Origin of the sequence: Bifidobacterium sp. SO1 (assembly GCF_018555335.1) — a bacterium.
GTDB lineage: Bacteria > Actinomycetota > Actinomycetes > Actinomycetales > Bifidobacteriaceae > Bifidobacterium > Bifidobacterium simiiventris.
Genome location: NZ_JAFEJR010000011.1, coordinates 26,159 through 48,709, shown reverse-complemented (window position 1 = coordinate 48,709; position 22,551 = coordinate 26,159). Strand labels below are relative to the sequence as shown.

Here is a 22,551-nt window from a genome sequence, read left to right as displayed (position 1 = left end):
GCGGGTATGTTTCCGGCTAATTCGAGAGAGTACGTTTCCGATGCTACGGTATCGTAAACCGAACACGGATTGTCCACTGTATGGACAATCCGATCATCCACCCGCCTTACCGGGCGCGCATGTTCTTGTAGCGCATGACGCGCAGCGCCTCGCGCTTGTCCTGCTCCTCGCGCAGGGCCTGGCGCTTGTCGTATTCCTTCTTGCCTCGCGCCAGCGCGATTTCGGCCTTGACGCGCCCGTCCTTGAAGTACAGGCTGATCGGGATGATCGTGTAGCCCTTCGCCTCGGACTGGCGGGAGAGCTTGACGATCTCGCGTTCGTGCAGCAGCAGCTTGCGCTTGCGCTTTGGGGCATGGTTGTTCCACGTGCCGTTCAAATATTCCGGGATGTTCGCGCCTTCGAGCCACATCTCGCCGCGGCGGTCGATGGAGACGAACGCCTCCGCCAGCGACGCGCGTCCTTCGCGCAACGACTTGACCTCCGTGCCGGTGAGCACGAGCCCTGCCTCGTAATGGTCCTCGATCAGGTAATCGTGCCGGGCCTTCTTGTTCTGCACGATCAGCTTCGTGCCGGTTTCCTTGGCCATCGTCCCCTCCTTTCGTCATGCAACGCAACAGATCAGAATATCACAGCATACGCGAAGGGGCTTCCTCTCGGAAAGCCCCACGCGACGCGAACGACAAACGGCAAGATGCCGCCAGCAGTTCAGTGCACAAACCAGTACTGGCCGGAGTTGGTCAGCACGCGGCTGTGCATCATGTACAGGCCGCCCCAGTTCATTTCGGAGATGAGGAACGTGCCGTCGGAATACACGGCCTCGACCACGGCGACATGGCCGTACGTGCCGTCGGAACCGTCCTGTCCGGGAAGGAACGACAGCGCCGCTCCGACCTGCGGTGTACGGTCCACGCGCAGGCCATACGAGGGCGCGGTAGCCCACCATTCGCCGCCGTTGCCCAGATAGGACGGCGTGCCGATGCCCATTTCCTTGCGGCGGTTGTAGGCGTACCACGTGCACTGGCCGGCCGCGTAGGCGTTGCCGCTGTCGCCGTTGCTGGTGCCTTGGCCGCTGGACGAGGTGCCGGCGGATGACGAGGAACCGGATGACGACGAGCTGTTGTTGGTCGTGCCGCCCGTATTGGTGGAGGTACCGGCATTGGTCGTGCCGCCGGTCGAACCACCCGTCGACGGCGTGACATCCACGGACGGGGTGACGTTCGGATCGGTGGTGCCCTGTTCGCCGCTGCTCGGCTGCTGCGCGGCCGCGGCCTGCTCCGCCGCGTACTGCTCGTTGAGCGCGTCGATGCGGGACTGGGTCAGCACTTGGCTGGCGGCCTCCTTGGCCGCGCTGTCCTCAAGCTGGTCCTGCAGGCTTTCGAGTTCGGACCTCTTGGCCTCGCCGCTCACGCGCAGCGCCTCAAGTGAGTCGCGCTTGGCCTTCGCGTCGGCGGCTGCGGCCTGGGCCGTGGCCACCGCGTCGTCGGCCTTGACCTTGAGCTGGGCGATGGTAGTTTCGATGGCGGCCAGTCGTTCGCTGCGGTTCATCGACGTGTTCAAGGTGACGGCCGCGTCGGACGCCGCGTTCGACTCGGTGCGCGAGAGCGCGTCTCGCGTCTGCATCGAGTTGACGAATTCCTTGGTGCTGGTCGATCCGGTGACCACGCTCATCACGTCGGACGCGTTCGAGCCGTGCATGGAGTCGCGCGCCATCTGGGCCACGGCCGCGTGCGCGTCGTCGTAGTCCTCACCGGTCTTCGCGATCTCGGCCTCGAGCGTCTGCTTGTCCTTTTGCGCGGCGGCGAGGCGTGCGGCCAGCGCGTCGGCCTCCTGCTGCGCCTGGGCCGCGGCGTCGTTGGCCTTGGTCACGGCGTCCTGCGCGGCCGGGATCGTCGTGTTGGTCAGCTTGTCGAGTTCTACGATCTTGTCGGCCAGTTCGCTGTTGACGCCGGCCAGACGCGAGCGCAGTTCGGCTTCGCGGTCGGCGCTGGCCTGCTGTTCGGCCTGTGCGTCGAGCAGGTCGCTGTACGTGTCGGCGGATGCGATCGGCACCACCGATCCGCTGAGCGCCGCGATCCCCATCGTCAGGCACAATGCCGTCGCCGACATCATCGCGATCGCCGGTCTACCCGCTCGTCTACGCACCATCAACGTATCCTTTCGTCACAAACAGTGCTCACCATAACATACGAATCTGTGTATGCGCTGGGCCGTTCGCGCCCGGCTCGTGACCTATCTCACGGGCGCGCGAAACGTCTCATGCCTTGAGATAGCGGCGCAGCGAGATCATCGACGCAACCATCGACAGCAGGATCGCGCCGGCCACAAGGAACGGCGAGATCATGAGCACGGTCATCTGGTCGACATACGGGATCCACGTGACCGACTGCGCGAGCCAGCCGGTGATGAACGTGCGCACGATCACCGACAGCATCACGCACGACAGTACGGAGCCGACCAGCGACGCGACCGTGCCTTCGAGGATGAACGGCAGCCGGATCGTCCAGTTGGACGCGCCGACCAGCCGCATGATCTCCGTCTCCTTGCTGCGCGATGCCGCCGACATGCGGATCGTGGTCGCGGTCAGCAGGATCGCGACGAGCACCATCACCGCGGCGAGCACCGCCGTCACCACGGTGGCCCGGTTGAGCACGGCGAACACCGGCTCGAAGATCTGCCGCTGGTCGGAGACCTCCTCCACGCCGTCCTGGCTGGAAAGCACTTCGGCGACGACCTGGTACTTCTCCGGATTCTTGAGCTTGAGCCACAACGAATCCTGCATGTCGTCGGCGGTGAGCGTACGGCCCTGATACTCACCGTTCGGATACTGCTTGAGGAACGTGTTCTTATAGAACTCGTCCTTGGACATGTAGGTGATCTTGGAGACCACGTCGGGCAGTTCGTCGCGGATCTTCTGCTGGAGCGCGGTGATTTCGGACGCGCTCGGCGACTTGCCGGACGCGCAATTGGCGGACTGGCTGGTGCCGTCCGGGCATAGCCACACGACGACCTCGACCTGGTCATACCAGCCGGACTTCGCCTTGGTGATCTGCGCCTGCGTGAGCACGGACGCGCCGATGAACAGGAACGAGATGAACGTGACGAGCATGACCGACAACAGCATCGGCACGTTGCGCCTGAGGCTCGTCCAGGTTTCGGACAGGATGAACCGCACTCTCATCGGGTTTCCTCCTTGCTGTCGCCGTCGTTTGCGCGGCCGGTCTGATTCGCGTGATTCGTTTGGGTCGCCGGATCGGATGCGGCGCGGGCGTGCGGCGGGGCCGGCGGCGCGGGCGGCATCGGCGGAAGCGGCACGTCGGGCAGATCGGTCGACGGTTCACGGTCGTCGTGTTTCACGGATTGTTTCACAGGCTGTTCCACAGGCTGCGCGAAAGCCGGCGCAGGTGCCGGCGGCTCCGTGGCGGCGCCGGCTGCCGGAATGGTCTCCGCAACAGCCGACGGCTCGGATGCCTGACGGAGCGCGTCGGCAGCGCCGGCATCGTCCCCAGACCGATCCGAATCGCCGGTCTGGGGACGGGCGGATCCATCTGCCCGTTCGGAACCGACACCGGACTCGGCGTCCCCCTCGCCCGCGTCGGCCTTCGCGGCCTCCTGCTGGGCCGCATACTCTTCGAGCCTGAGTCCCTTGCCCCACGTCAGCGTCGTCTCGACCGGCGCGAACACCTCGCCGTAGCGGCCGGTGCGCCCTGAATGCACGGAGTTGGCGAGCCGGGCGATGCCCTCGTCGGTCTCGTCGCTGTTGATCACCTCGGAAACATGTTCGACGACGCGTTCGGCCTGCTGGGAACGTGTGCCAGTCGTCTCGTCGATCGTCACCGCAGGAACGGACGCCGGCTGCGCGGAACCGGCCACGACAGCCTGCGACTGCTGCGCGTCGGTCATGCCGAGCGCTTGCTTGGACTTGGATTCGACATCGGCGTCGGGGAAGAACAGCGCGGAATCGTAGGAGCCCTGCCGTTCGTCGCGTACGATCTGGCCGGCATGCAGTTCGACGACGCGCTTGCGCATCGAATTGACGATCTCCTCGTTGTGCGTGGCCATGACGATCGTGGTACCGGTACGGTTGATCGCGTCGAGCACCTCCATGATGCCGAGCGACGTGGTCGGATCGAGATTGCCGGTCGGCTCGTCGGCGAGCAGGATCTGCGGATGGTTGACGTAGGCGCGAGCGATGGTGACGCGCTGCTGCTCGCCGCCTGACAGCTCGTGCGGATAGCTGTTCTCCTTGCCCGTGAGCCCCACGGTCTCGAGCACCTTCGGCACGAGCGACTTGATGGTCGAACGGCGCGTGCCGATCACCTCGAGCGCGAACGCGACGTTCTGCCAGACGGTCTTGTTGTTGAGCAGCTTGTAATCCTGGAAGATGAAGCCGATCGAGCGGCGATACTGCGGCACCTGACGGTTGGTGAGGCGGCGCAGGTCGTTGCCGGCGACGTGGATCTCGCCGCCCGTGGCCTCCTCTTCGCGCAGCAGGAGACTGAGCAGCGTGGTCTTGCCGGAGCCGGACGCGCCGACGAGGAAGACGAAATCACCCCGGTCGATGTGCAGATTGACGTCGTCCAGCGCGGGCCTCGTGCCGCGCGGATAGATCTTGCTCACATGATCCAACGAGATGAGTGCCATGATCTTCCTTTGTTATATATGTGTGATGGCTCGCAATACCATCTTGGTTCCCTTGCCGGCCGGCAAGGGAACCAAGAACGAGTTACTCGGCCTCGGCCGCCGCGGCGCGACGCTGCTCGTGACGCCAGCGGATGCCGGCCTCGATGAACGCGTCGATGTCGCCGTCGAACACGGCCTGCGTCTGGCTCGTCTCGTAGCCAGTGCGCAGATCCTTGACCATCTGGTACGGGTGTAGCACGTAGGAGCGCATCTGATCACCCCAGCTGGCCTTGATGTCGCCGGCGATCTCCTTCTTCTTCTTGGCCTCTTCCTCATGGCGCAGCACGAGCAGTCGGGACTGGAGCACGGCCATGGCGGCGGCGCGGTTCTGGATCTGCGAGCGCTCGTCCTGCATGGTCACGACGATGCCGGTCGGAAGGTGGGTGATGCGCACCGCGGAATACGTGGTGTTCACGCCCTGGCCGCCGGGGCCGGAGGAGCAGTACGTGTCGATGCGGATGTCGGTGTCCGGGATGTCGATGTGGTCGGTCGCCTCGACGAGCGGGACGACCTCGACCGCGGCGAAGCTGGTCTGGCGGCGGCCCTGGTTGTCGAACGGGGAGATGCGCACGAGACGGTGCGTGCCGCCCTCGACCGACAGGCGGCCGAACGCGTACGGCGCGTCCACCTGGAAGGTAGCGGACTTGATGCCGGCCTCTTCCGCGTACGAGGTATCCATCACCTTGGCCTTGTAGCCGTGGCGCTCGGCCCAGCGCAGGTACATGCGCAGCAGCATCTGCGCGAAGTCGGCCGCGTCCACGCCGCCCGCGCCGGAGCGGATCGTCACGACCGCGGAACGCTCGTCGTATTCGCCGTCGAGCAGCGTCTGGATCTCCATGTCGTCGAGATCCTTCTGGATCGACTCGACTTCGGTCTTCGCCTCGGCGAGCGAATCGGCGTCCTCCATCTCCTGGCCGAGCTCGACGAGCGTCTCCACGTCGTCGATGCGCTGGCTTGCGGAGTTCAGACGGCGCAACTGGGCCTGCGCGGCCGACAGCCGGCTCGTGATCTTCTGCGCGTTCTCCGGGTCGTCCCACAGGCCAGGCTCGGCCGCCTGCGTTTCGAGATCCTTGATGTCGGCCTTGAGCCGGTCGACGTCGAGTGCCTTGGCGATGGACTCGTACTTGGCGCGAGCGTCGCCGATTGCTTGGGAATAATCAAATTCTGCCATCGTATACCACCATATGTGTCGTTGCTGATGTATCCGGTCGTTTTCCTAGGTGCGCACAATATATGCATGAAAAACGCATATCCCTCGTTGGGCATGCGCGGGCAAAGGTGCGTCAAAGACCGGCGTAGATAGCCGGGATGACAAGGCTGAGCAGCATGGCGGCAGCGACGACGATGCACACCGCGCGCATGATGTTGCGACGGCGGCGTTCGCGCTGCTCCCGTTCAGTCTTGTAATCGTTCACAGTCCGCCATTGTAACGACTCGCCCGGATTTATGACGCGCACGAATTAAGCTGGAGGCATTATCACATGATCTGATAAGGAGCACTCAATGGCAAACGAACGCACCGCATGGGGTTGGGGCCTGGCCTCGGTGGACGCGGCCGGCGCGACGCTGGACGTCTGGTATCCGAAGCTCGAGCTGGGCGCGGCGCCCGCCGAAGCCGACCGTCCGAACCACGGGTTCGGCACACTGGTCCACGACACGGCCGACGCGCGCGGCGTGCGCCGCATCCCGGTGTTCACCGTCGGCGACCTCGACGCGCCGATCGCCGACGCCGCCGACGCCTACCTGCGCTTGCACCTGCTGTCGCAGCGTCTCGCCAAGCCGAACACGGTCAACCTCGACGGCATCTTCGCACGACTCACCAACGTGGTGTGGACGAACTACGGCCCGTTCGCGGTCGAGGACTTCGCGCTGCGCAAGATCGACGTCGAATCCGCGGCGATCACCGCAGCCGACGCGTTCGCCGCCCAGGTCGGGCTGCCGACCGCCGCTCCGGCCGCGATGGTCACCGTCCTCGCGCTCGACAAGATCCCGCGCATGATCGACTACGTCACCCCGTCCGGCGTACGCATCGGCGACGCCGACCGCGTCCGTCTCGGCGCGCATTTGGCCGAGGGCACGACCGTCATGCACGCGGGCTTCGTGAACTTCAACGCCGGCACGCTCGGCGTGTCGATGGTCGAGGGACGCGTCTCGCAGGGCGTGGTCGTCGGCAACGGTTCCGATGTCGGCGGCGGCGCGTCCATCATGGGCACCCTGTCGGGCGGCGGCAAGCTGCGCAACTCGATCGGCGAGCACTCCCTGCTCGGCGCGAACGCGGGCATCGGCATCTCGCTGGGCGACAACTGCGTCGTCGAGGCGGGCCTGTACATCACCGCCGGCACCAAGGTCACCGTCTACGACAAGGCCAAGGTCGCCGCCGGCGAACCGCTCGACGTCGTCAAGGGCGCCGACCTGTCCGGCAAGAACAACATCCTGTTCATCCGCAACTCCGTCACCGGCCGCATCGAGGCCCGCTACCGCAAGACCGGAATTGAACTCAACGAAAAGCTGCATAAGAACTGAATGGTGAATAACGGAGCATATACCGCCTAGGGACGAAAACGGCACGATGATGCGTGCGGTATCAAGACGCACCGAGGGAAGGCGCACTGCAGTGCGTTGACCGAGGAGCAACGCAGATAACGCACCATCATCGTGCCGTTTTCGCTACCATTCGTGGCGCTGGTAGGCTATGCGGGTCGTATCGGTGGGGCGGTCGAGGAGCTGGATGAGACCGCAACGGGCGAAGCCGCTGGTCTCGAGGACGTGTTGCATGGCCTTGTTGTTGGGATGGGTGTCGGCGCGCACGTTGCCGTAATGCTTGAGCGCCCAGCGGATGCAGTCGCGGGCGGCGTGCTTGACGAGTCCGGACGAGGCGATGCGGTGGATGGTCACGTAGGTGTCGTCGTCGAGCCATGCGCCGTCGATGTGCGCGTAGGTCGGGTCTTCGCCGGGGCACAAGGCGAACTGCGCGAGGATGCGTTCATGGCCGTTCGCCATGTCGACGAGCAACATGGTGCGTCCGTGCGCGATGTCGTCGCGTACGACCTCCTCACGCGGGAACGTGTTGCCCCACTGGGTCGGATTGCCGTTGCGGGCCATGAGTTCGCGCGCATGGGCGTAGATCTTCTGCATCTGCGGAAAATCACGCATGGTCGCATGCCGGAACCGACGGGACGACGTAACGGCTGACGCTTCGGAACCCACAACTCACCTCATGCTCGAACGGAACGTAACTGAGCCGATAGGCTACCACGTCTGCGGCACAATCGGCGCCGCGCATATCACCGATCCGAGGGCGACGGCCCGGCATACGCTCACCGTCCGACCGTGACCGTCATGGAGACGTGGCGCAGCGCGGGGTCGAGGTCGCGCGCCGCAGACAGGTCGAAGACCGGCCGCCCGTCGATGCCGAAGTGCACGCGGTGGATGCCGTCGCAGCGCAGCCGCGATTCGTACGAGGTCTCCCCGTGGTACGAGATCATGAGGTTGCCCTCGGGGTCGACGAAGAACGCGTTGTGCCCCGGACCGCACACGCCGTCGATTGACCGGAATGTGAGCACCGGCACGTTGCGTTTCGTCCAGTTGCCGGGATCGGTCAGGTCGTCGCCGACCTTGGCGGTCAGCAGCCCGAGCGCGTACAGGTATCCGCAGGCGTCGCCGCCGGAGTAGGTCAGGTAGACGGTGCCGTCGGCGATGAACGAGTTCGGCCCTTCGTTGTTGATAGTGCCTTCCGCGTTCTCCCAGCCCAGCATCGGCCGCGACAGCAGCACCGGCTCGCCGGTCAGTCTCCACGGCTCGTGCCGGTCGACCGTCGCGATGTACAGCATCGAACCGGTGTCGAGCGTCTCGCCGATGTGTTCGCGGTACGACCAGACCATGTATCCGACGCCGGCCGATTCGATGTAGGTCATGTCGAGGCTGATCGCGTTCGGCGCGAGCGGACCGCCGTCACGCCGGCGAACCGGCATCGGATCCTCCCAACTGGCCGGGTCGGTGGGCGGCATGTCGGCCTTGAGATGCATCACCTGGCATTGCGGCGCCCATTCGCGCCCGCCGACCGCGAACAGGATGTACGCTTCGTCGCCGATGACGTGGAATTCCGGCGCCCAGAATGTCTGGATGAGCCCACGCGACTCGTCGTACGGCACGATGAGATGTTCCTCGATGCCGGGCGCGAACAGCGCCTGCGGCGTGTCGGCCTCGCGGATGTACAGGCCGACGTCGTCGAGGTTGTCGTTGGTGGCGAGGAAATAGTACCGGCCGTTCCACGGGAAGATCACCGGATCGCCGTATCCTTCGGCCAGCGGGAACGGGTACCGCCGGTCCGTGACCTCGCCGTCGATCCGGTACGTGCCGGGACGGTCGAAGTCGATGCCGGACGTATCCCAGGCGACCGTCTTGCGTGCCGTCGAGCCGTCGGAATAGACCGCCGTGGCGCCTATCCCGTCCAGGTCGTCCGCCCGCGCGGCCCTCACTTTATCCGGCACGCGCACCGCCACGTTGGCGAGCGCGTCCCAATGCCGTCTCATGCGGTCGAGCACCGGCCGTTCCACGTCGACGGCGTCACCCAAGGCCACGCCGTACGTCGAGCGCACGTAGTCGCTGATTTCGTCCGGTGTGATGTCGAGCAGACCATGGTCGGAGAAGTCGATGAAGTCGTCGGTCGTCCAGCATTGGACGCCACCTATAGACTGCTCGCTGCCGTCGTTGCTGACCGGGCGCGCGAGGATGCCGTATGTGCCGCCTGGCTGGCGGAACAGCACCGGATCGACGACGCCGCGCGATCGGATGGTGTTGTCGGGTGAGATCGTGCCTTCGATGAACAGCATGCCGTAGTCGTCGTGCAGCGGATGGAAACGGCCGTCGCCTTCGCTCCACGCGAAGTGGACGCTGTTGGCCAGTCCGGCCGGGTACCTGCTCGGTTCGATGCGGCGCGAGTATGCTTTGAGGCTGACGGTCGGCATGGTGTAGCGCATGGGTGCTCCTTTGCTGCGATGCATGATCTTCTTCGTACTGCTGTTGCGTATCGGTTGACGATGACCGGTCACGTCGGCCGGCGGTCGAATGACGGAGACCGGTCGCCGGTCAGGTTACGCTCACTCGGATGATGCGGTTGTCCGCCCGTGCGGTCACGCGGATGTACCGGGCCCGCCACTCGCCGCGGCATTGGTATTCGCCCGCCCTGCCGGTCGGATGCACTGCCACCGATTCGTATCGTTCACCGTCGAGCGACAGGCCAATCATGGCGAGCGGCGAACCGGTCGCGTGTATGCGGATGGCCGATATGGCGGTGTCGCCTTCCAGATCGACCTTGATCCACGGTTCGGGTTCGGGTTGCGGCCGCCACCAGCCTTCCGTGGCGTCGGTGACGTGCGAGGGCTCGTGACCGGGCATATGGGAGCTGGAGAAGACCGGATGGTTCCGTGCAAGATCGGTATTGTCCGATGGCCGATCCGATGCCGTGTACCGCAGTTCGTCCGCGCCCATGAGGCGTGGCGGCGGGACCATTGCGATCGGCTCGCGCGTGCAGGCGGGAGCGTCGACCGTGACGGCGACGGATGCGGGGGCGAGTCCGTCCGCCGTGGCCGTGATCACGTTGGCTCCCCCGTGGTATCCGCGGAACGTCACCGCTCCTTCGCCGTCCAGCAGGGTGCGTCGTTCAGGGCACAGCGTCATGTCCTTCCCGGTCGGGAGCAGGCCGGGTCCGTCGACGTGCAGCGTCACGGTGCGCTCGTCGGCCACGGGTTCGCCGTCCGCGTCGCACAGGACGACGTGGAGGAACGCGTCCTCCTGCCCGTTGCCGGCGATCGTCGTCCGGTCCGCGGTCAGGACGATCCGTTCGGCCGGCCGTCGCGGTTTCGGCGCCGGCGCGGGGATGCCGCGCAGGCGGGCCCGATACCAGTGCCACGCGTTTTTGGGCAGACGGTAGTAGTCGATCATGCCCATGCGGCCCATCTCGCCGAGGATGCTGCCGTGGTCGAAGCCGCACCACAGGGCCTTGCCGCTGCGCCACGGATAATCCGTTTCGGCCCCGTCGGAGAAGTTGCCGTCATAGCGTCCCGGACGGTCTTCGATGCGGCTGCCGTATTCCGACACGAGATTCGCGAATCCCGGGTCGGGGAACAGCGTCGCCCCGTCCCCGTTGTAGCCGGTCACGTCGCCGATGCCGCCGAAATCGCCGCGCTGCGCGCCGCCCACGGCCGCCGGACGGGTGGGGTCCAGCTCGTGGACGCGGTTCACGAGCCGTCGCACGAGGCCGCGGGCCTGGTCCATGACCTGATCGTCGGAGAAGAACGGCTCGTTGCACACGCTCCATGCGATCACGCTGGGATTGTTGCGATGCTGGCCGATCATTTCCTCCAGCGTCGTCAGGCAATGCCTCTCGAACGGTTCCTGGTCCCGCTCGTGCGGCGGATATCCGCTGGCCGTCCACCATCCTTCGACGTTCGGCCCGCCGGTGCCCCAGAAGCACAGTTCTGACCAGTACATCACGCCGAGACGGTCGCATTCGTCGACGAAGAACGGATGGTGCGGATAGTGCGATCCGCGGATGAAGTTCATGCCGCAGTCCTTGATCATCCGCACGTCCCGGCTGATGGACGATCTGGTGACCGCATCTGCCCAGCCGCCCTGGTCCTGGTGCACGTTGGCCCCGAAGATCCGCTCGTGCCGGCTGTTGAGGAAGAATCCCTCGTCCTTGTCGAATCGGATCGTCCGTATGCCGAACGTCGTCCATTGGCGATCGACCAGCTCGTCGCCGCGGTACAGGCTGCTGCGCAACCGGTACAGGTTCGGATGGTCGAAATGCCATAGCCGCGGGTTTTCGACGCGCAGCCGTTGCCGGATCCCGACATCGTCCGCTCTGCCGTCGCCGACGGCCGTATCGACCGGGGATTCGCACACGGCCACGCAACGGTCGCCGAAGAACGCTTCCGAACGCAGCGTCAGTCCCTCATCCCGAACGGCGATGCGGATGGATGCCGATATCGTGGCCTCGCGTTCGCCGAGCCGTTCCGTGGTGACGGTGACGCCCTGCCAGCGCAGGTGCGACGGTTCGACGACGTGCAGGTATACGTCGCGGTAGATGCCGCCGTTGAACTGGTGTTCGCCGGCCCGCGGCGCGACCTGCGGCTGCCAGAGGTTGTCGACGAGCACGGTCAGTCGGTTCTCGCCGGGGACGATCACATCGGTGACATCCACGCAGAAACAGGTGTATCCGCCGACGTGGCGGCCGGCCGGCACGCCGTTCACGATGATGTCGGCGCGTTGGAAGACGCCGAAAAACTCCAGCAGGAACCGTTTGCCGGCCCAGTGCGGCGGAACCGTCAGCGTCCGCGTGTACGTTCCGTACCCGACGTAGAAGTCGTTGGTCATCTCGTACGGTATGCCGAACGAGTGCGGCAGCCCGATGTCGCTCCAGTCGTCGCACGGTTCCGCACGGTGGTCGCCGTAGCGGAATTTCCAGTCGTTGTTCAGCAGCAAGGTGGCACGCATGGGGCATGCTCACTTTCCGTGCAAGACTGTCGGATCGACGGTAATGCGCTGACCGGCGGTGAACAGGACATCGACGAAGGCGCCGGACGGGCCGGTCAGGCGGACCTCGCCGTCGCGCAGACCGGTCAGGATCAGTTCGCGGACGCGGCCGTCGCGCCAGCTCAGGTCGACGCTCGCGCCGGCCTCGAGCACGACGCCATGCGCATGCCCCGATGCGAGGGCATCCGGCAGCGCCGGCAGCACGAACGCCTCGTCGCCGTAATCCTGTAGCAGCGTCTCGTACATGGCGGCCACGGCGCCGAAGTTGCCGTCGATCTGGAATGGCGGATGGTTGTCGAACAGGTTGTCGAGCGTGGAATCCGCAAGCAGCCTGACGATGTTGGACCACACCTGGCCACGGTCGCGCAGACGTGCGTAGAGCGCGATCACCCACGCCTTGCTCCAGCCGGTCGCACCCGATCCGTGTTCCATGCGCCGCTTGATGAACGCCGCGGCGGCCTCGGCGAGTTCGGGCGTGCGGTCGACGCGGATGTCATGCCCGGGGAACAGAGCGAATAACGGCGAGAAATGTCGGTGGCCGGGTTCGGTATCGGCCCGGTCGCGAGGCCATTCCATGATGCGCCCGTCCGCGCCTATTTGGGTCGGCCGCAGTCCCGCCAGACGTTCGCGGGCATCCGCGGCGAGATCGTCATCGTCGCGGCCGAGATCGTGCGCGACGGCGAGGTATTGACCGAACAGGTCATGCAGGATCTGATTGTCCATCGTCGAGCCGATGCACAGCACGCCGTCCCGTCCGTCCGCGGTCCGGTACGCGTGTTCCGGCGACAGGCTCGGCCCGACGGCCCAGTATCCGTCCGCATCGCGGATCATGGTGTCCGTGAAGAACAGCACGGCGTCGCGCAGCACGTCGAAATACCTGTCGATGAATGCGCGGTCTCGCGTGTACCGGTAGTGTTCGGCGATGTGCAGGCTCAGCCACGCGCCGCCCAGAGGCCAGACCGACGCCGTCATGCACGCGTCCTGCGGCGCGCAGTCGCCCCAGATATCGGTGTTGTGGTGCGCCACGAACCCACGCGCGCCGTACATGGCGCGGGCGACCTCGCGACCGCGCGCGTCCATCCGGCGAACATGTTCGAGCAGCGGCGTGTGCAGTTCGCCAAGTCCGGCGCGTTCGGCGAACCAGTAGTTCATCTCCGCGTTGATGTTGATCGTGTACTTCGATCCCCATGCCGGCTCGTAGTCGCGGTTCCAGATGCCCTGCAGCGTGGCCGGCAGGCTGCCCGGCCGGCTTGACGAGATCAGCAGGTAGCGACCGAACGCCAGATACGTCTCCCACAGGCCGATGTCGGTGCCGCCGTCGGCGACACGACGCAACCGCTGCGATGTCGGCAGCGATTCCAGCGACGGATCCTTGATATCGTCGTCGAACGTGATCGCGCCGCGATCGTACAGTGCGCGGTAATCGGCTATGTGACGGGCACGCAGCTGCCCGTATGAGCGTGCGCTCGCCGCGTCGAGCGCGGCCATGCACCAGCCGGCGGGATCGCTCGTGCGGAATGTGGTGCGTCCGGCGATCAGTACCGTCACCGATCGTGCGTCCGTGACGTCGATCGTCACTCCGGTGCGTGCGGCCTCGCCGTCGTCTGCGATCACGCGCACGGCCATCTCGTAGCCGATGCCGTCCGCGCCGCCGTTGACGCCGTGCAGCCGGATCGTGCGGTCGTCGATCGGTCCCACGCCTTCGCATCGCCAGATGAGCCCGTTGTGCACGTCGTTGCGCGACGCCGTGACCGTACAGGAGAACGGCGTCTTGCCGTCGACCGACTCGATGCGATAGACGAGCACGTCGTCGGGGTTCGATGCGAAGCATTCGGCATGCAGCGACGGATCGCAGCCGAAGTCCTCGACCATTGCGCTGTCCGAACCGCCGGACATGCGGTCGACGAACGCCACCGCCTCGTCCACGTCAAGCCCGCGGCGAACCGCGGGAGCGCCGGCTCGACCGCCGTCAGGACCGCCGTCGCCGCCATCGTCACCGGCATAGTCCGGAAAATCGATCCACACATCGCCCAATGGCTCGTAGTGGCGCATATCCGGCACCGTGGAGTACAGGCTGCGCTCGGCCAGACGTTGCGCGCCCTCGACGTCGCCGTCGAGCAGCAGCGAGCGCACGCGTCCGACGGTGCGGGCCGCGTCGGGGTTCGACCGGTTCATCGGACCTCCCGACCATACCGAGTCCTCGTTGATCTGCAGGCGCTCGCGCCGCGCGCCGCCGTGGATCATCGCGCCGAGGAACCCGTTGCCGACTGGGATCGCCTCGTTCCAGTCGTGTGCCTCGCGGTCGAACAGTATCGTGTGCTTCATTGTCGTCTCCAGCCTTTCGTCATCATTGTCCGCCGTAATCCCCGTGCAGTCCGGTCAGCCCGTCGAGGATCGAGCCGACTGCCCATGGCATCAGCGCGAACCACGTGCTGGCCACGTCGCCGTTCGGGTAATGCTCCTCCAGCAATCCCTGGCTGTAGCAGAACCGTTCGGACATCCACCCGACCTTGCCGTAATCGTATTCCCCATCGACCGTGTTGTAGGTCTGGCAGCTCCACGCTATGGTGTCGTCCATACGCGAACGCACGTATTCGTCGTCGCGCACTCTCAGGTAGTAGTCCATGTCGCCGATGACGTTGCTGGACATGGGGTGGATGTGGGGGTTGCAGGTCGACGTGATGCTGCCGCCGCAGCTCGACCAGCCGACGTGGCTGAGCGGAGGCACGTTCACCGGGGAGTTCCAGCAGAATTTGAACGTGAACTCATAGCATAGGGCGTCGCGCAGATGGTCGAGGTACAGGTCGTCCCCGGTGATCTCGTGCAGACGACGGACGGCTTTGACGTAGGCGAGGATGCCTTCGGAGTCGACGGCTTTCGCGGTGTCGAGCGGGGCTCCGTAGCATTCCACGCGCCGCACGTACGCGTCGTAATACCGTCGTTCGGAGCGGCAAAGCCCGTCGAGATATCGCCGATCGCCGGTGATGAGCGTCCAATAGGCGCCTGCAGCCAGGCACCACGCTCCGGCGAAGGAATCGTAGTCGATGCCGGCGCCGGTGCGTTCGCTGAACAGGTATGGGTATTCGTCGTCGCCGTTGCGGCCGCGTTCGAATACTGTGATGACCCGTCCGGCGAAGTCCAGCCAGTCGTCGTGCGCGCACGACCGGAATTCCAGTTCGTTGCGATAGCAGTCGAGGATGTAGTACACGGCCTGTCCGTCGAGGTACGAGCTGTGGCCGGCGGACGGCAGACGTTCGAACCACCATCCGTGATTGCTCCACGCACCGCGTCTGACCGCATCGTATGGCAGTCCGCTGGCGGGGTTCAGGCTGTGGTGCACGATGTCGTCGATGCAATCGATGGCATGGCCACGCATGATGTCGTCGTTGAGCCGCAGCGCCGCGGACAGCATCGGTCCGGCCGCGGCCATGCCGTTGGTCCAGCTGACCGATCCGAGTTCCTGGTATTCGATGCCGTTCTTTCCCGGCCTGTCGGCGATGTCGTGATGGTTGTCGAATACGAAGCCGGCGTACATGTGGCGGTCGGCCAACCACGCGTCATGGTCGACGGCCGTGCTCAGGTCGCGTACCGCACTCTCGACGGATCCGATGGCACGGGGCGGCTGGTGGAATCTGCGGTAGGTGTGTTCGATGGCACGTTCGATGCCGAGTTCGTCGCCGGCTGGATAGTCGAACACGTCAAGCCGGATGGCGACGCTTGCGCCCGGCTGCAATATCAGGCAGTTGTCTCCCAGCGGAGCGCGTTCATGCACATTGGACGAGCTGACGAACAGCCACGGCGCGTTCTCGTATCCCAGGGTCGCGCCAACGGACGGCGTGCCGGAGACACTGCCGTCGTCGCAGCTGTAGCCGGCGTATTGCGCGAATGTCGGTTCGTCATCGGATTGCGACGGAACGGCCCTCGGCTCCCAACCGTGCAGATCGCCGTCGCCGGATTCGACCAGATACGGGCTGGCGCACAGGCCGACGACACGCGTGCCGTCGAACGCGAGCGCGCACGGGTTCGACAGCCGGTCACCGCGCACCATCCACCACGATGATGCCGGGCATGACGGTTCGCCGGATCGCATACGCGGGAATCGTTCCGGCACGGCGAGCGGGGCTTCGCCGCGGTTGCGGCCGTACATGAACCCCGGCAGGAAGAACCGCAGGTCGTCCGGACTGATCGTGGCGGCAAGTGGCAGATCGATGCGGACCACCCCGCGGAACGTCGTATCCGCCATATTGGTCACGTTGACCGTATACGCGGTTACGTCAGGCTCGTGTCCGGCCGTCGCCGGCCGGCAGGCCACGGCAAGACCGCTCGTTTCCAACGGCCGGTATGCGGTTCCTTCATCTGCTTGGTTTCGTACGGCAAAGGTCAGCATCGTCGCTCCTCGGTGTCGATATGGATTCGGCCAAGACCGATACCGGTCAACGATGATCGGCATCGATCTCGGCCGTGGTTCAGGATCGGGGAAAATCACCACACCCTGATGCGGTTATGGCCCGGCGTGAGCGATTCCAACGGACCGGCGTGGCGAGTCGCGTCGACGGCGCGCTCTCCGGTCATGTCCGTGTCGAGCACGTACGGCGTGCCGTCGGCGTGTTCGTAGAGTTCCTCGACGATGCGGGGCGTGCCCAACGTCGCGGTGGTCACGACCGGCACGTTCGAGGCGGCGACCGCTTCGGGCACGTCGCACTCGAGGTACAGACCGTCGTCCGTTTCGATCAGCGAGATCGGCATGGCCGCATCGGCCGCCGTCTCTCGCGCATCGAACCCGCCGAAGTACGGCAGGTCGGCCGCATTGCGTGTGGGAGAGCCATTGACCGTTCCGTCGTCCGTCGCCGCCTGAGCGCCGGTCAGATACAGGTTGCCGCCCGCGTACAGCGGCTGCAGCGGGTTGCGCTCATCACCGCTCTGCTGCGGATCAAGCCACATCTGGCGTACGCGCTCGCTGTATTCCGGCTTGTCGACCGGGTGCTCGGCGTACTCCTTCAGTCCGAACGCGCCGATCGGGGCCGATGCGAGCTGCGGCGCGAACACGTTGTTCAAGTAGCGTTCGTCGCCGCCGGAGACGACCGCGCAGCCGGCCACCTCGGTGACGTGAGGGAAGTGGTATGGAGTAGGACGGTCTGGCACAATGTGTGTCTCGATGGACCCGCAGATAAGGTTGTTGACGAACGAGCCGCCTTGCGAATAATTCTGGAGCATAATATCAGAAGCAAAGATATTGTTATCAACTACGCATGGCCCATGAGTAACCTCGATCATCAGGTCGCGCACGTTGCGGTGGAATACGTTGCCGGTCACGCGCGTGCCCTGCGCTTGCCAGTCGAGCCACATGCCCAGCGAGCAGTCATGGATGTTGTTGCGGGCGATGACCGTGTCGAGCGCCGCGTGGAACTTGATGCCGGCGACCTCCCAGCCGAAGAACTCGCGTTTGAGGCCGATGCGGTGGATGTGGTTGTGTTCGACGAGACTGAACGCGCAGCCCATGTGCCCGACGACGCCGTTCTGCCCGCAGTCGTAGATGTCGTTGTTCCGCACGATGTGCGAGCCGACCTGGTCTCGTTTCCAGCCGACGCGTAGCCCCTTGAACACGGCTTCGAGCTGGTACTGATGACCGGTTTTACGATCAGTACGCCACCATTCGTTGTCGCCGGAGGAGAGCTCCTTGCCGAGGCTGACGGCGCTGAATTTCGCGTCGTGCAGCACGTTGTCCTCGATGATCCAGCCGCACGACCAGTTCGGGCCGACCATGCCCCACTGCCGCGAGGTGGGCGGCGCCCAGTCGCATGCGGCCTGGCACATTTCGAAGCCGCGCACGGTGATGTAGTTCACGAAGTTGCGCGACGGGAAGAAACATGTGCGGCGCACGCTGATCTCGGTCAGCTCCTCGTTGGGGTCATAATCGTGGAAGTTCGCGGTAATCGTGGTCGTGCCGGAGGCCGCGTCCACGCTCGCATGCCACACGTAGCGCGTCTGGTCGGGGTCGATCACCGGGCAGTCGAATCCGAGCGCGTTGTCCTTGACCGTCGTGCGTTCGACCGGCTCGTACACGTCCGCAAGATCGGTGACCTCGTAGAACGACCGTCCGTTGAGGTACACGTCGCCCAGATGCTTGATCGGGTCACGTCCGCGTTTGGGAGATTCGAGCCAATCTCCGAAGATGATCTCGGCGAACGGGTTGAAGTCGCCGAACATCGAGTTGGGCACGCTCACCTGCCATACGGACGGGTGGCCGTCGACCTGTCGCCATCCGGTGATCCGTTCGGAACCCTTGATGACCGGACGCCGCTCCCCCGGCGCGCCTTGGTAGACAATGCGATTCTGATCGCTTAGGCCGCCGCGCGCCGGGTCGACCGACTCGCGGTAGACGCCTTCGTGCACGGTCACGGTGTCGCCTGCGACCGCGAGCGCCGCCGCGCGCGAGATCGTGGCGAACGGGTGCGTCGCGTCGCCGATGTTGGTGTCGTCGCCGTTGATGCCGACATGGTATTCCGTCATTGGAATCGCTCCTCATATATTTGCGTATCTTGTATGGTCGTCGTCGCGACTATCTGCCGGCGTCGATGCCGGACGCCCCGATGAACCGGAAGTCAGAGAAAACCGCGGTGCCGCCAGCCGTCACGGTCGAGTAAGCGAACAGTCCGATGCGGCAGCCGATGAAATAGTCGAGCGTGTAGTACAGCCGGTACGTGTCTCCCAGCCGCCGCCATGGTCCGCGCGCTTCATAAGAGGTCGTGTCGAACGTGCCACCGTCCGGACCATCCGTGTCATCGACGGTCCGGTAGAAGAACGTGACCGTGTCGTTCATGTCGGTGAAGTCGTACTCGGCGCGCAGTCTCACCAGCGGTCGTTCAAGCGTCGCGGACGCACTTTCCGCGGCGGATGATTCCCAGTCCCCGTCGCCGAACGTTGTGCCGTCGCGGTACGGCTTGAACCGAATGGTCAACCGCGTGCCTCCAGCCGTCCGTTCCACACCGATGAACCGGTAGTAGCCTTGGAACGCCGCCAGTCCCGCGGTGTCTCCCTCGTGCAGTCCGGTCACGTCGAGCGTGACCTCGGCGGCACAACGCGGTCCGATGGTGCGCTGAGTGAGCGTGTTGCGCGCATGGTTGATGTTCGAGACGATGCGGTCGGTGCGCAGTATCAGCGATCCGGGCCGTTCGGTCAGCGACCATGCGCCGCGCTCGGGATTATGGTTGAACTGCCAGAACGGTTTGAGATCGGTCAATTCGACGTCCGTCTTGCCGTCGCGCGGCTCATAGCGGAAATCGTCGCCGCCGTTGAGCGGCGCGTACCGGTGACCCGCCCGTTCGGCCGTCACGCCGGTCACGCTCACTTCGATCGGTACACGGCCATGGTCGCCGAGAATCGGGAATCCGTCTTCGCCGAAGCGCATCGGCATGATCGTCAATGCGCGGCCGAGCGCGCCGCGGTCGTGCATCATGAACGCGTACCAGTCACCGGCGGGTGTGTCCACCATGCCGCCTTGCGCGTCGCCGAGCCCGTGGAAGCCGAGGTCGTCGTCGAGGATCTCCCGGGCGGTGAATTCGCCGTCCAACGAGTCGGCGACGAGGCAAGCTTCGGTCTTGCGGTGGTTCGGCGGGAAATGGCAGGTCCACACGTAGTAACGGCCGTCATGCTTGTAGATGTGGCAACCTTCGTAGCCGAGTCCAGAACGCGGGTCGTCCTCGGCAATGATGCGGTCGAGTCCTCCCGGCTTGGGCCGGCTCAAATCGGGTTCGAGTTCGGTCAGGTGCAGCTGCATGTTGCCGTAGACGATGTAGACGCGACCATCATCGTCGTAAAGCACGCTGTTGTCGTGGTAGAAACCCTCGATCGTGCGTTTCGTCCAAGGCCCGGCCGGATCGCGGGCTTCGAGCACATAGGTCCGGTGCGTGTCGTTGGCCACGAACACGATGCGGTATGTGCCATCGTGGTAGCGCAGCGAGGGTGCCCACATGCCCTTGCCGTACGCGTTGCGGCCCGGCTCGTCGAGCCGTTCGGCCGGCGTGTCGTCCAGTTCGGCGTAGGCATGGGCGAGGAATTCCCAGTGCACCAGATCGTAGGAACGCAGGATGTCGCATCCGGGCATGAGGAACATCGTGGTGGTGGCCATGTAGTAGGCGTCGTCGACCCTGATGATGTCGGGGTCCGGGAAGTCGCCGTTGATGACCGGGTTGATGCCGGTCACGGTCGTGTATCGTGTTTCGTTCATCGCTGTTTCTTTCTATCGGTGCCGCCGTGTCATTTACCGGTAGATCAGACGGCCGTGTTCGTCGGGGATGCCGCTCATGCGCAGGAAGTAGGTGTTGATCTGGTCGCGCCATTCGACGGCGTTGCGGCGTTGGCGTTGCAGGCGTTCGGCCACGTTCGAGAATGTCGCCTCGTCGATGCGCCCTTCGAGTGCGCTCCAGCGTCGGATGTACTCGTCGACCGTGTCGACGCCGGCGAAATGCGTGTCGTAGATGTGCTGGATGACGGTTTTCCCGCTGTGCAGCACATGCGTGTACGGCACGTGGTGGAAGAACAGCAGCATGCCGTCGGGGCAGGTGCCCGCGTCTTCCAGCGTGGCGGCGATGCGCGGCGCATACTGGCCGATGTAGCCGGTTCCGGTAGCGACGGTGCGGTCGACGCCGGTGCCGTCGCGGTCGGAATAGTGGTAGGTGCCCCAACGGTCGTATTCAAAGTCGTTGATGCCGACGCCGTAGTGGTTCTCGCGTTTGACCATGAATCCGACGCCGAGCGGCGCCGCATAGGATTCGTAGGTTGCGTTGGAGGTGTCGAGGATCCATTCGATCGTGTCGCGCGCGTCGGCGTCGGCCCGGGCGAACGTGAGCGAGGTCCATTCGCGGGCGATGTCGTCCGCGGTGAGCGAGCCATCCCAGCACATGCGGCCATAGCCGTACAGGTTGGCCTGGGCGAGCCTGTGCCCGGTCCAGTTGTCGTCCATACCGACGTTGGCGACGGCCGCGTAGCCGACGTTGCGCCGGTCGACGGCGGCGAGCGGCAGATATGCGGGAACGGTCACGGCCGCGTCCGCATCGTATCCGGTGTCGGTGGCAAGACTCGCCAGCCATTGCGGCAACGCGTAGTTGATGTCGATCTGATGACCGAGGTATTCGGCGGCGATCTGGAACTCGACGATGAGGTTGGTGTGCCGCATCGCGCCGATGAGCGGGCTGAGCGGTTCGCTGGGCTGGAAGTCGATGGGGCCGAACTTGACCTGCAGGATCGCGTTGCGGGCGAATCTGCCGTCCAACGGGCGGAACGTGTCGTAGGCGGCGCGGGCGCGGTCGAGCGTGCGGTCGCGCCAGTCCATGTGGCAGTCGTAGACGAACGCGCGCCAGATCACGCGTCCGCCGTGCGGTTCGAACGCACGGGCGAACATGTTCGCGCCGTCGGCGTGGTCGCGCCCATAGGAGAACGGCCCCGGCTCGCCTTCGGAGTCGGCCTTGACCACGAATCCGCCGAAGTCGGGGATCGTGGCGTAGATGTCGTCCACGGTCTGCCGCCACCAAGCGTTGACGGCCGGGTCGAGCGGGTCGCAGGTGTCGAGTCCTCCGATGATCCTCGGCGCGGCGAAGTTGACCGACAGGTACGTGTCGATGGCGTACGAGGAGAAGATGCGGGCGATCTGCGCGACGCGGTCGAGCCACGGGTGGACGATGAGCCGGACCGCCGCGCCGCGCACGTTCACGTTGTTGAGGCTGACCGCGTTGATGCCAACGGATGCGAGGAACCGGGCGTACCGTTCGATGCGGTCCATGTCGCCGCGGAACACGTCCGCATCGGTGCGCTCGGGGAATTCGGTGAACTCACGGTGCTCATTGCTGTTCCACCGGCCGAAGAAGATGGATTCACCAGCGTAGCCGCGTTCGACCGAACCGTCGGTCTGGTCCCAGTGGTCGATCATGCGGATCGGCTGAGATGGGATGCTCACGATGCGACCGTCGATCGTCTCGCCGAGCATGCGCCGGCGCAGCCAATCGTAGAAGCCGTAGACCAATGCGCGCGTGGTGTTGCCCGTGATCTCGGCGGCGCCGTCGACGGCGTCGATCACGAATCCCTCATCCGATTCGAGCACGGACGGCCGTGCGATCAGCCGCACCGTCGCATCCTGCGGGTTCGCGGCGCACGGTCGTTCGAGCAGTTCGGCGATGTCGGCGCGGATGCGCAGCGACCGCCGGTCCTCACCGACCGCGGTCACGTCGAGATAGAACGAATCGTCGCGAACCGCGTCGCGGACTACGTCCGGCTCCAGCCACATATGATCGATCATAAAAACTCAACTCCTCTTTGTTGTAGATGACGAATATCGCGGAC

15 protein-coding genes are annotated in these 22,551 nt (G+C 65.0%); 1 reads left to right on the top strand and 14 read right to left on the bottom strand.

All coding sequences use genetic code 11. From position 1 onward, the window contains the following. Positions 1-106: 106 nt before the first annotated feature. The 6 genes from smpB to JS541_RS15015 form a co-directional block, all read right to left on the bottom strand. The gene (smpB, locus tag JS541_RS09405; protein WP_214374204.1) at positions 107-586 is read right to left on the bottom strand and encodes an SsrA-binding protein SmpB; all 480 of its coding nucleotides are present in this window, start codon (positions 584-586) and stop codon (positions 107-109) included. Positions 587-705: 119 nt separating this feature from the next. After that, complete coding sequence (locus JS541_RS09400) at positions 706-2,079, bottom strand: CHAP domain-containing protein (protein WP_236036780.1); 1,374 nt, start codon at positions 2,077-2,079, stop codon at positions 706-708. Positions 2,080-2,254: 175 nt separating this feature from the next. Continuing rightward, the gene (gene ftsX, locus JS541_RS09395; RefSeq protein WP_214374202.1) at positions 2,255-3,178 is read right to left on the bottom strand and encodes a permease-like cell division protein FtsX; all 924 of its coding nucleotides are present in this window, start codon (positions 3,176-3,178) and stop codon (positions 2,255-2,257) included. Beyond that, positions 3,175-4,641: a cell division ATP-binding protein FtsE gene (gene ftsE / locus JS541_RS09390; protein ID WP_214374201.1), complete on the bottom strand. Its 1,467-nt coding sequence runs from the start codon at positions 4,639-4,641 to the stop codon at positions 3,175-3,177. Before ftsE ends, ftsX begins: the two co-directional genes overlap by 4 nt. Before the next feature lie 82 nt (positions 4,642-4,723). Then, positions 4,724-5,851 carry a peptide chain release factor 2 gene (prfB, locus tag JS541_RS09385; protein ID WP_214374200.1) on the bottom strand — a complete coding sequence of 376 codons (1,128 nt, stop codon included), beginning with the start codon at positions 5,849-5,851 and terminating at the stop codon, positions 4,724-4,726. Positions 5,852-5,963: 112 nt separating this feature from the next. After that, positions 5,964-6,095 carry a hypothetical protein gene (locus JS541_RS15015; RefSeq protein WP_338023534.1) on the bottom strand — a complete coding sequence of 44 codons (132 nt, stop codon included), beginning with the start codon at positions 6,093-6,095 and terminating at the stop codon, positions 5,964-5,966. A gap of 88 nt (positions 6,096-6,183) precedes the next feature. Here JS541_RS15015 and dapD point away from each other — a divergent pair, with 88 nt between their 5' ends. After that, on the top strand, positions 6,184-7,203 hold the full coding sequence (dapD, locus tag JS541_RS09380) for a 2,3,4,5-tetrahydropyridine-2,6-dicarboxylate N-succinyltransferase (RefSeq protein WP_214374199.1): 1,020 nt from the start codon (positions 6,184-6,186) through the stop codon (positions 7,201-7,203). Positions 7,204-7,347: 144 nt separating this feature from the next. On the opposite strand, the gene JS541_RS09375 is transcribed toward dapD, so the two are convergent. The 8 genes from JS541_RS09375 to JS541_RS09340 all read right to left on the bottom strand — a co-directional run bounded on the left by JS541_RS09375 (position 7,348) and on the right by JS541_RS09340 (position 22,507). Then, positions 7,348-7,833, bottom strand: a complete 486-nt coding sequence (locus JS541_RS09375) for an N-acetyltransferase (protein ID WP_214374198.1) — start codon at positions 7,831-7,833, stop codon at positions 7,348-7,350. 164 nt (positions 7,834-7,997) lie between these two features. Continuing rightward, positions 7,998-9,659: a family 43 glycosylhydrolase gene (locus JS541_RS09370; RefSeq protein ID WP_214374197.1), complete on the bottom strand. Its 1,662-nt coding sequence runs from the start codon at positions 9,657-9,659 to the stop codon at positions 7,998-8,000. A gap of 109 nt (positions 9,660-9,768) precedes the next feature. Next, complete coding sequence (locus tag JS541_RS09365) at positions 9,769-12,177, bottom strand: glycoside hydrolase family 2 TIM barrel-domain containing protein (RefSeq protein WP_214374196.1); 2,409 nt, start codon at positions 12,175-12,177, stop codon at positions 9,769-9,771. A gap of 9 nt (positions 12,178-12,186) precedes the next feature. Continuing rightward, positions 12,187-14,541, bottom strand: a complete 2,355-nt coding sequence (locus tag JS541_RS09360) for a glycoside hydrolase family 95 protein (RefSeq protein WP_214374195.1) — start codon at positions 14,539-14,541, stop codon at positions 12,187-12,189. A gap of 22 nt (positions 14,542-14,563) precedes the next feature. Further along, positions 14,564-16,603 (bottom strand): hypothetical protein, encoded by a 2,040-nt coding sequence (locus tag JS541_RS09355; RefSeq protein ID WP_214374194.1) that lies wholly within the window; start codon positions 16,601-16,603, stop codon positions 14,564-14,566. Positions 16,604-16,698: 95 nt separating this feature from the next. Continuing rightward, positions 16,699-18,726, bottom strand: coding sequence for a right-handed parallel beta-helix repeat-containing protein (locus JS541_RS09350; RefSeq protein WP_214374193.1), 2,028 nt, complete (start codon positions 18,724-18,726; stop codon positions 16,699-16,701). Between the two features lie 49 nt (positions 18,727-18,775). Next, on the bottom strand, positions 18,776-20,443 hold the full coding sequence (locus tag JS541_RS09345; protein ID WP_214374192.1) for a glycoside hydrolase 43 family protein: 1,668 nt from the start codon (positions 20,441-20,443) through the stop codon (positions 18,776-18,778). A 33-nt stretch (positions 20,444-20,476) separates the two neighbouring features. Next, the gene (locus JS541_RS09340) at positions 20,477-22,507 is read right to left on the bottom strand and encodes an alpha-glucuronidase (RefSeq protein ID WP_214374191.1); all 2,031 of its coding nucleotides are present in this window, start codon (positions 22,505-22,507) and stop codon (positions 20,477-20,479) included. Positions 22,508-22,551 lie beyond the last annotated feature (44 nt).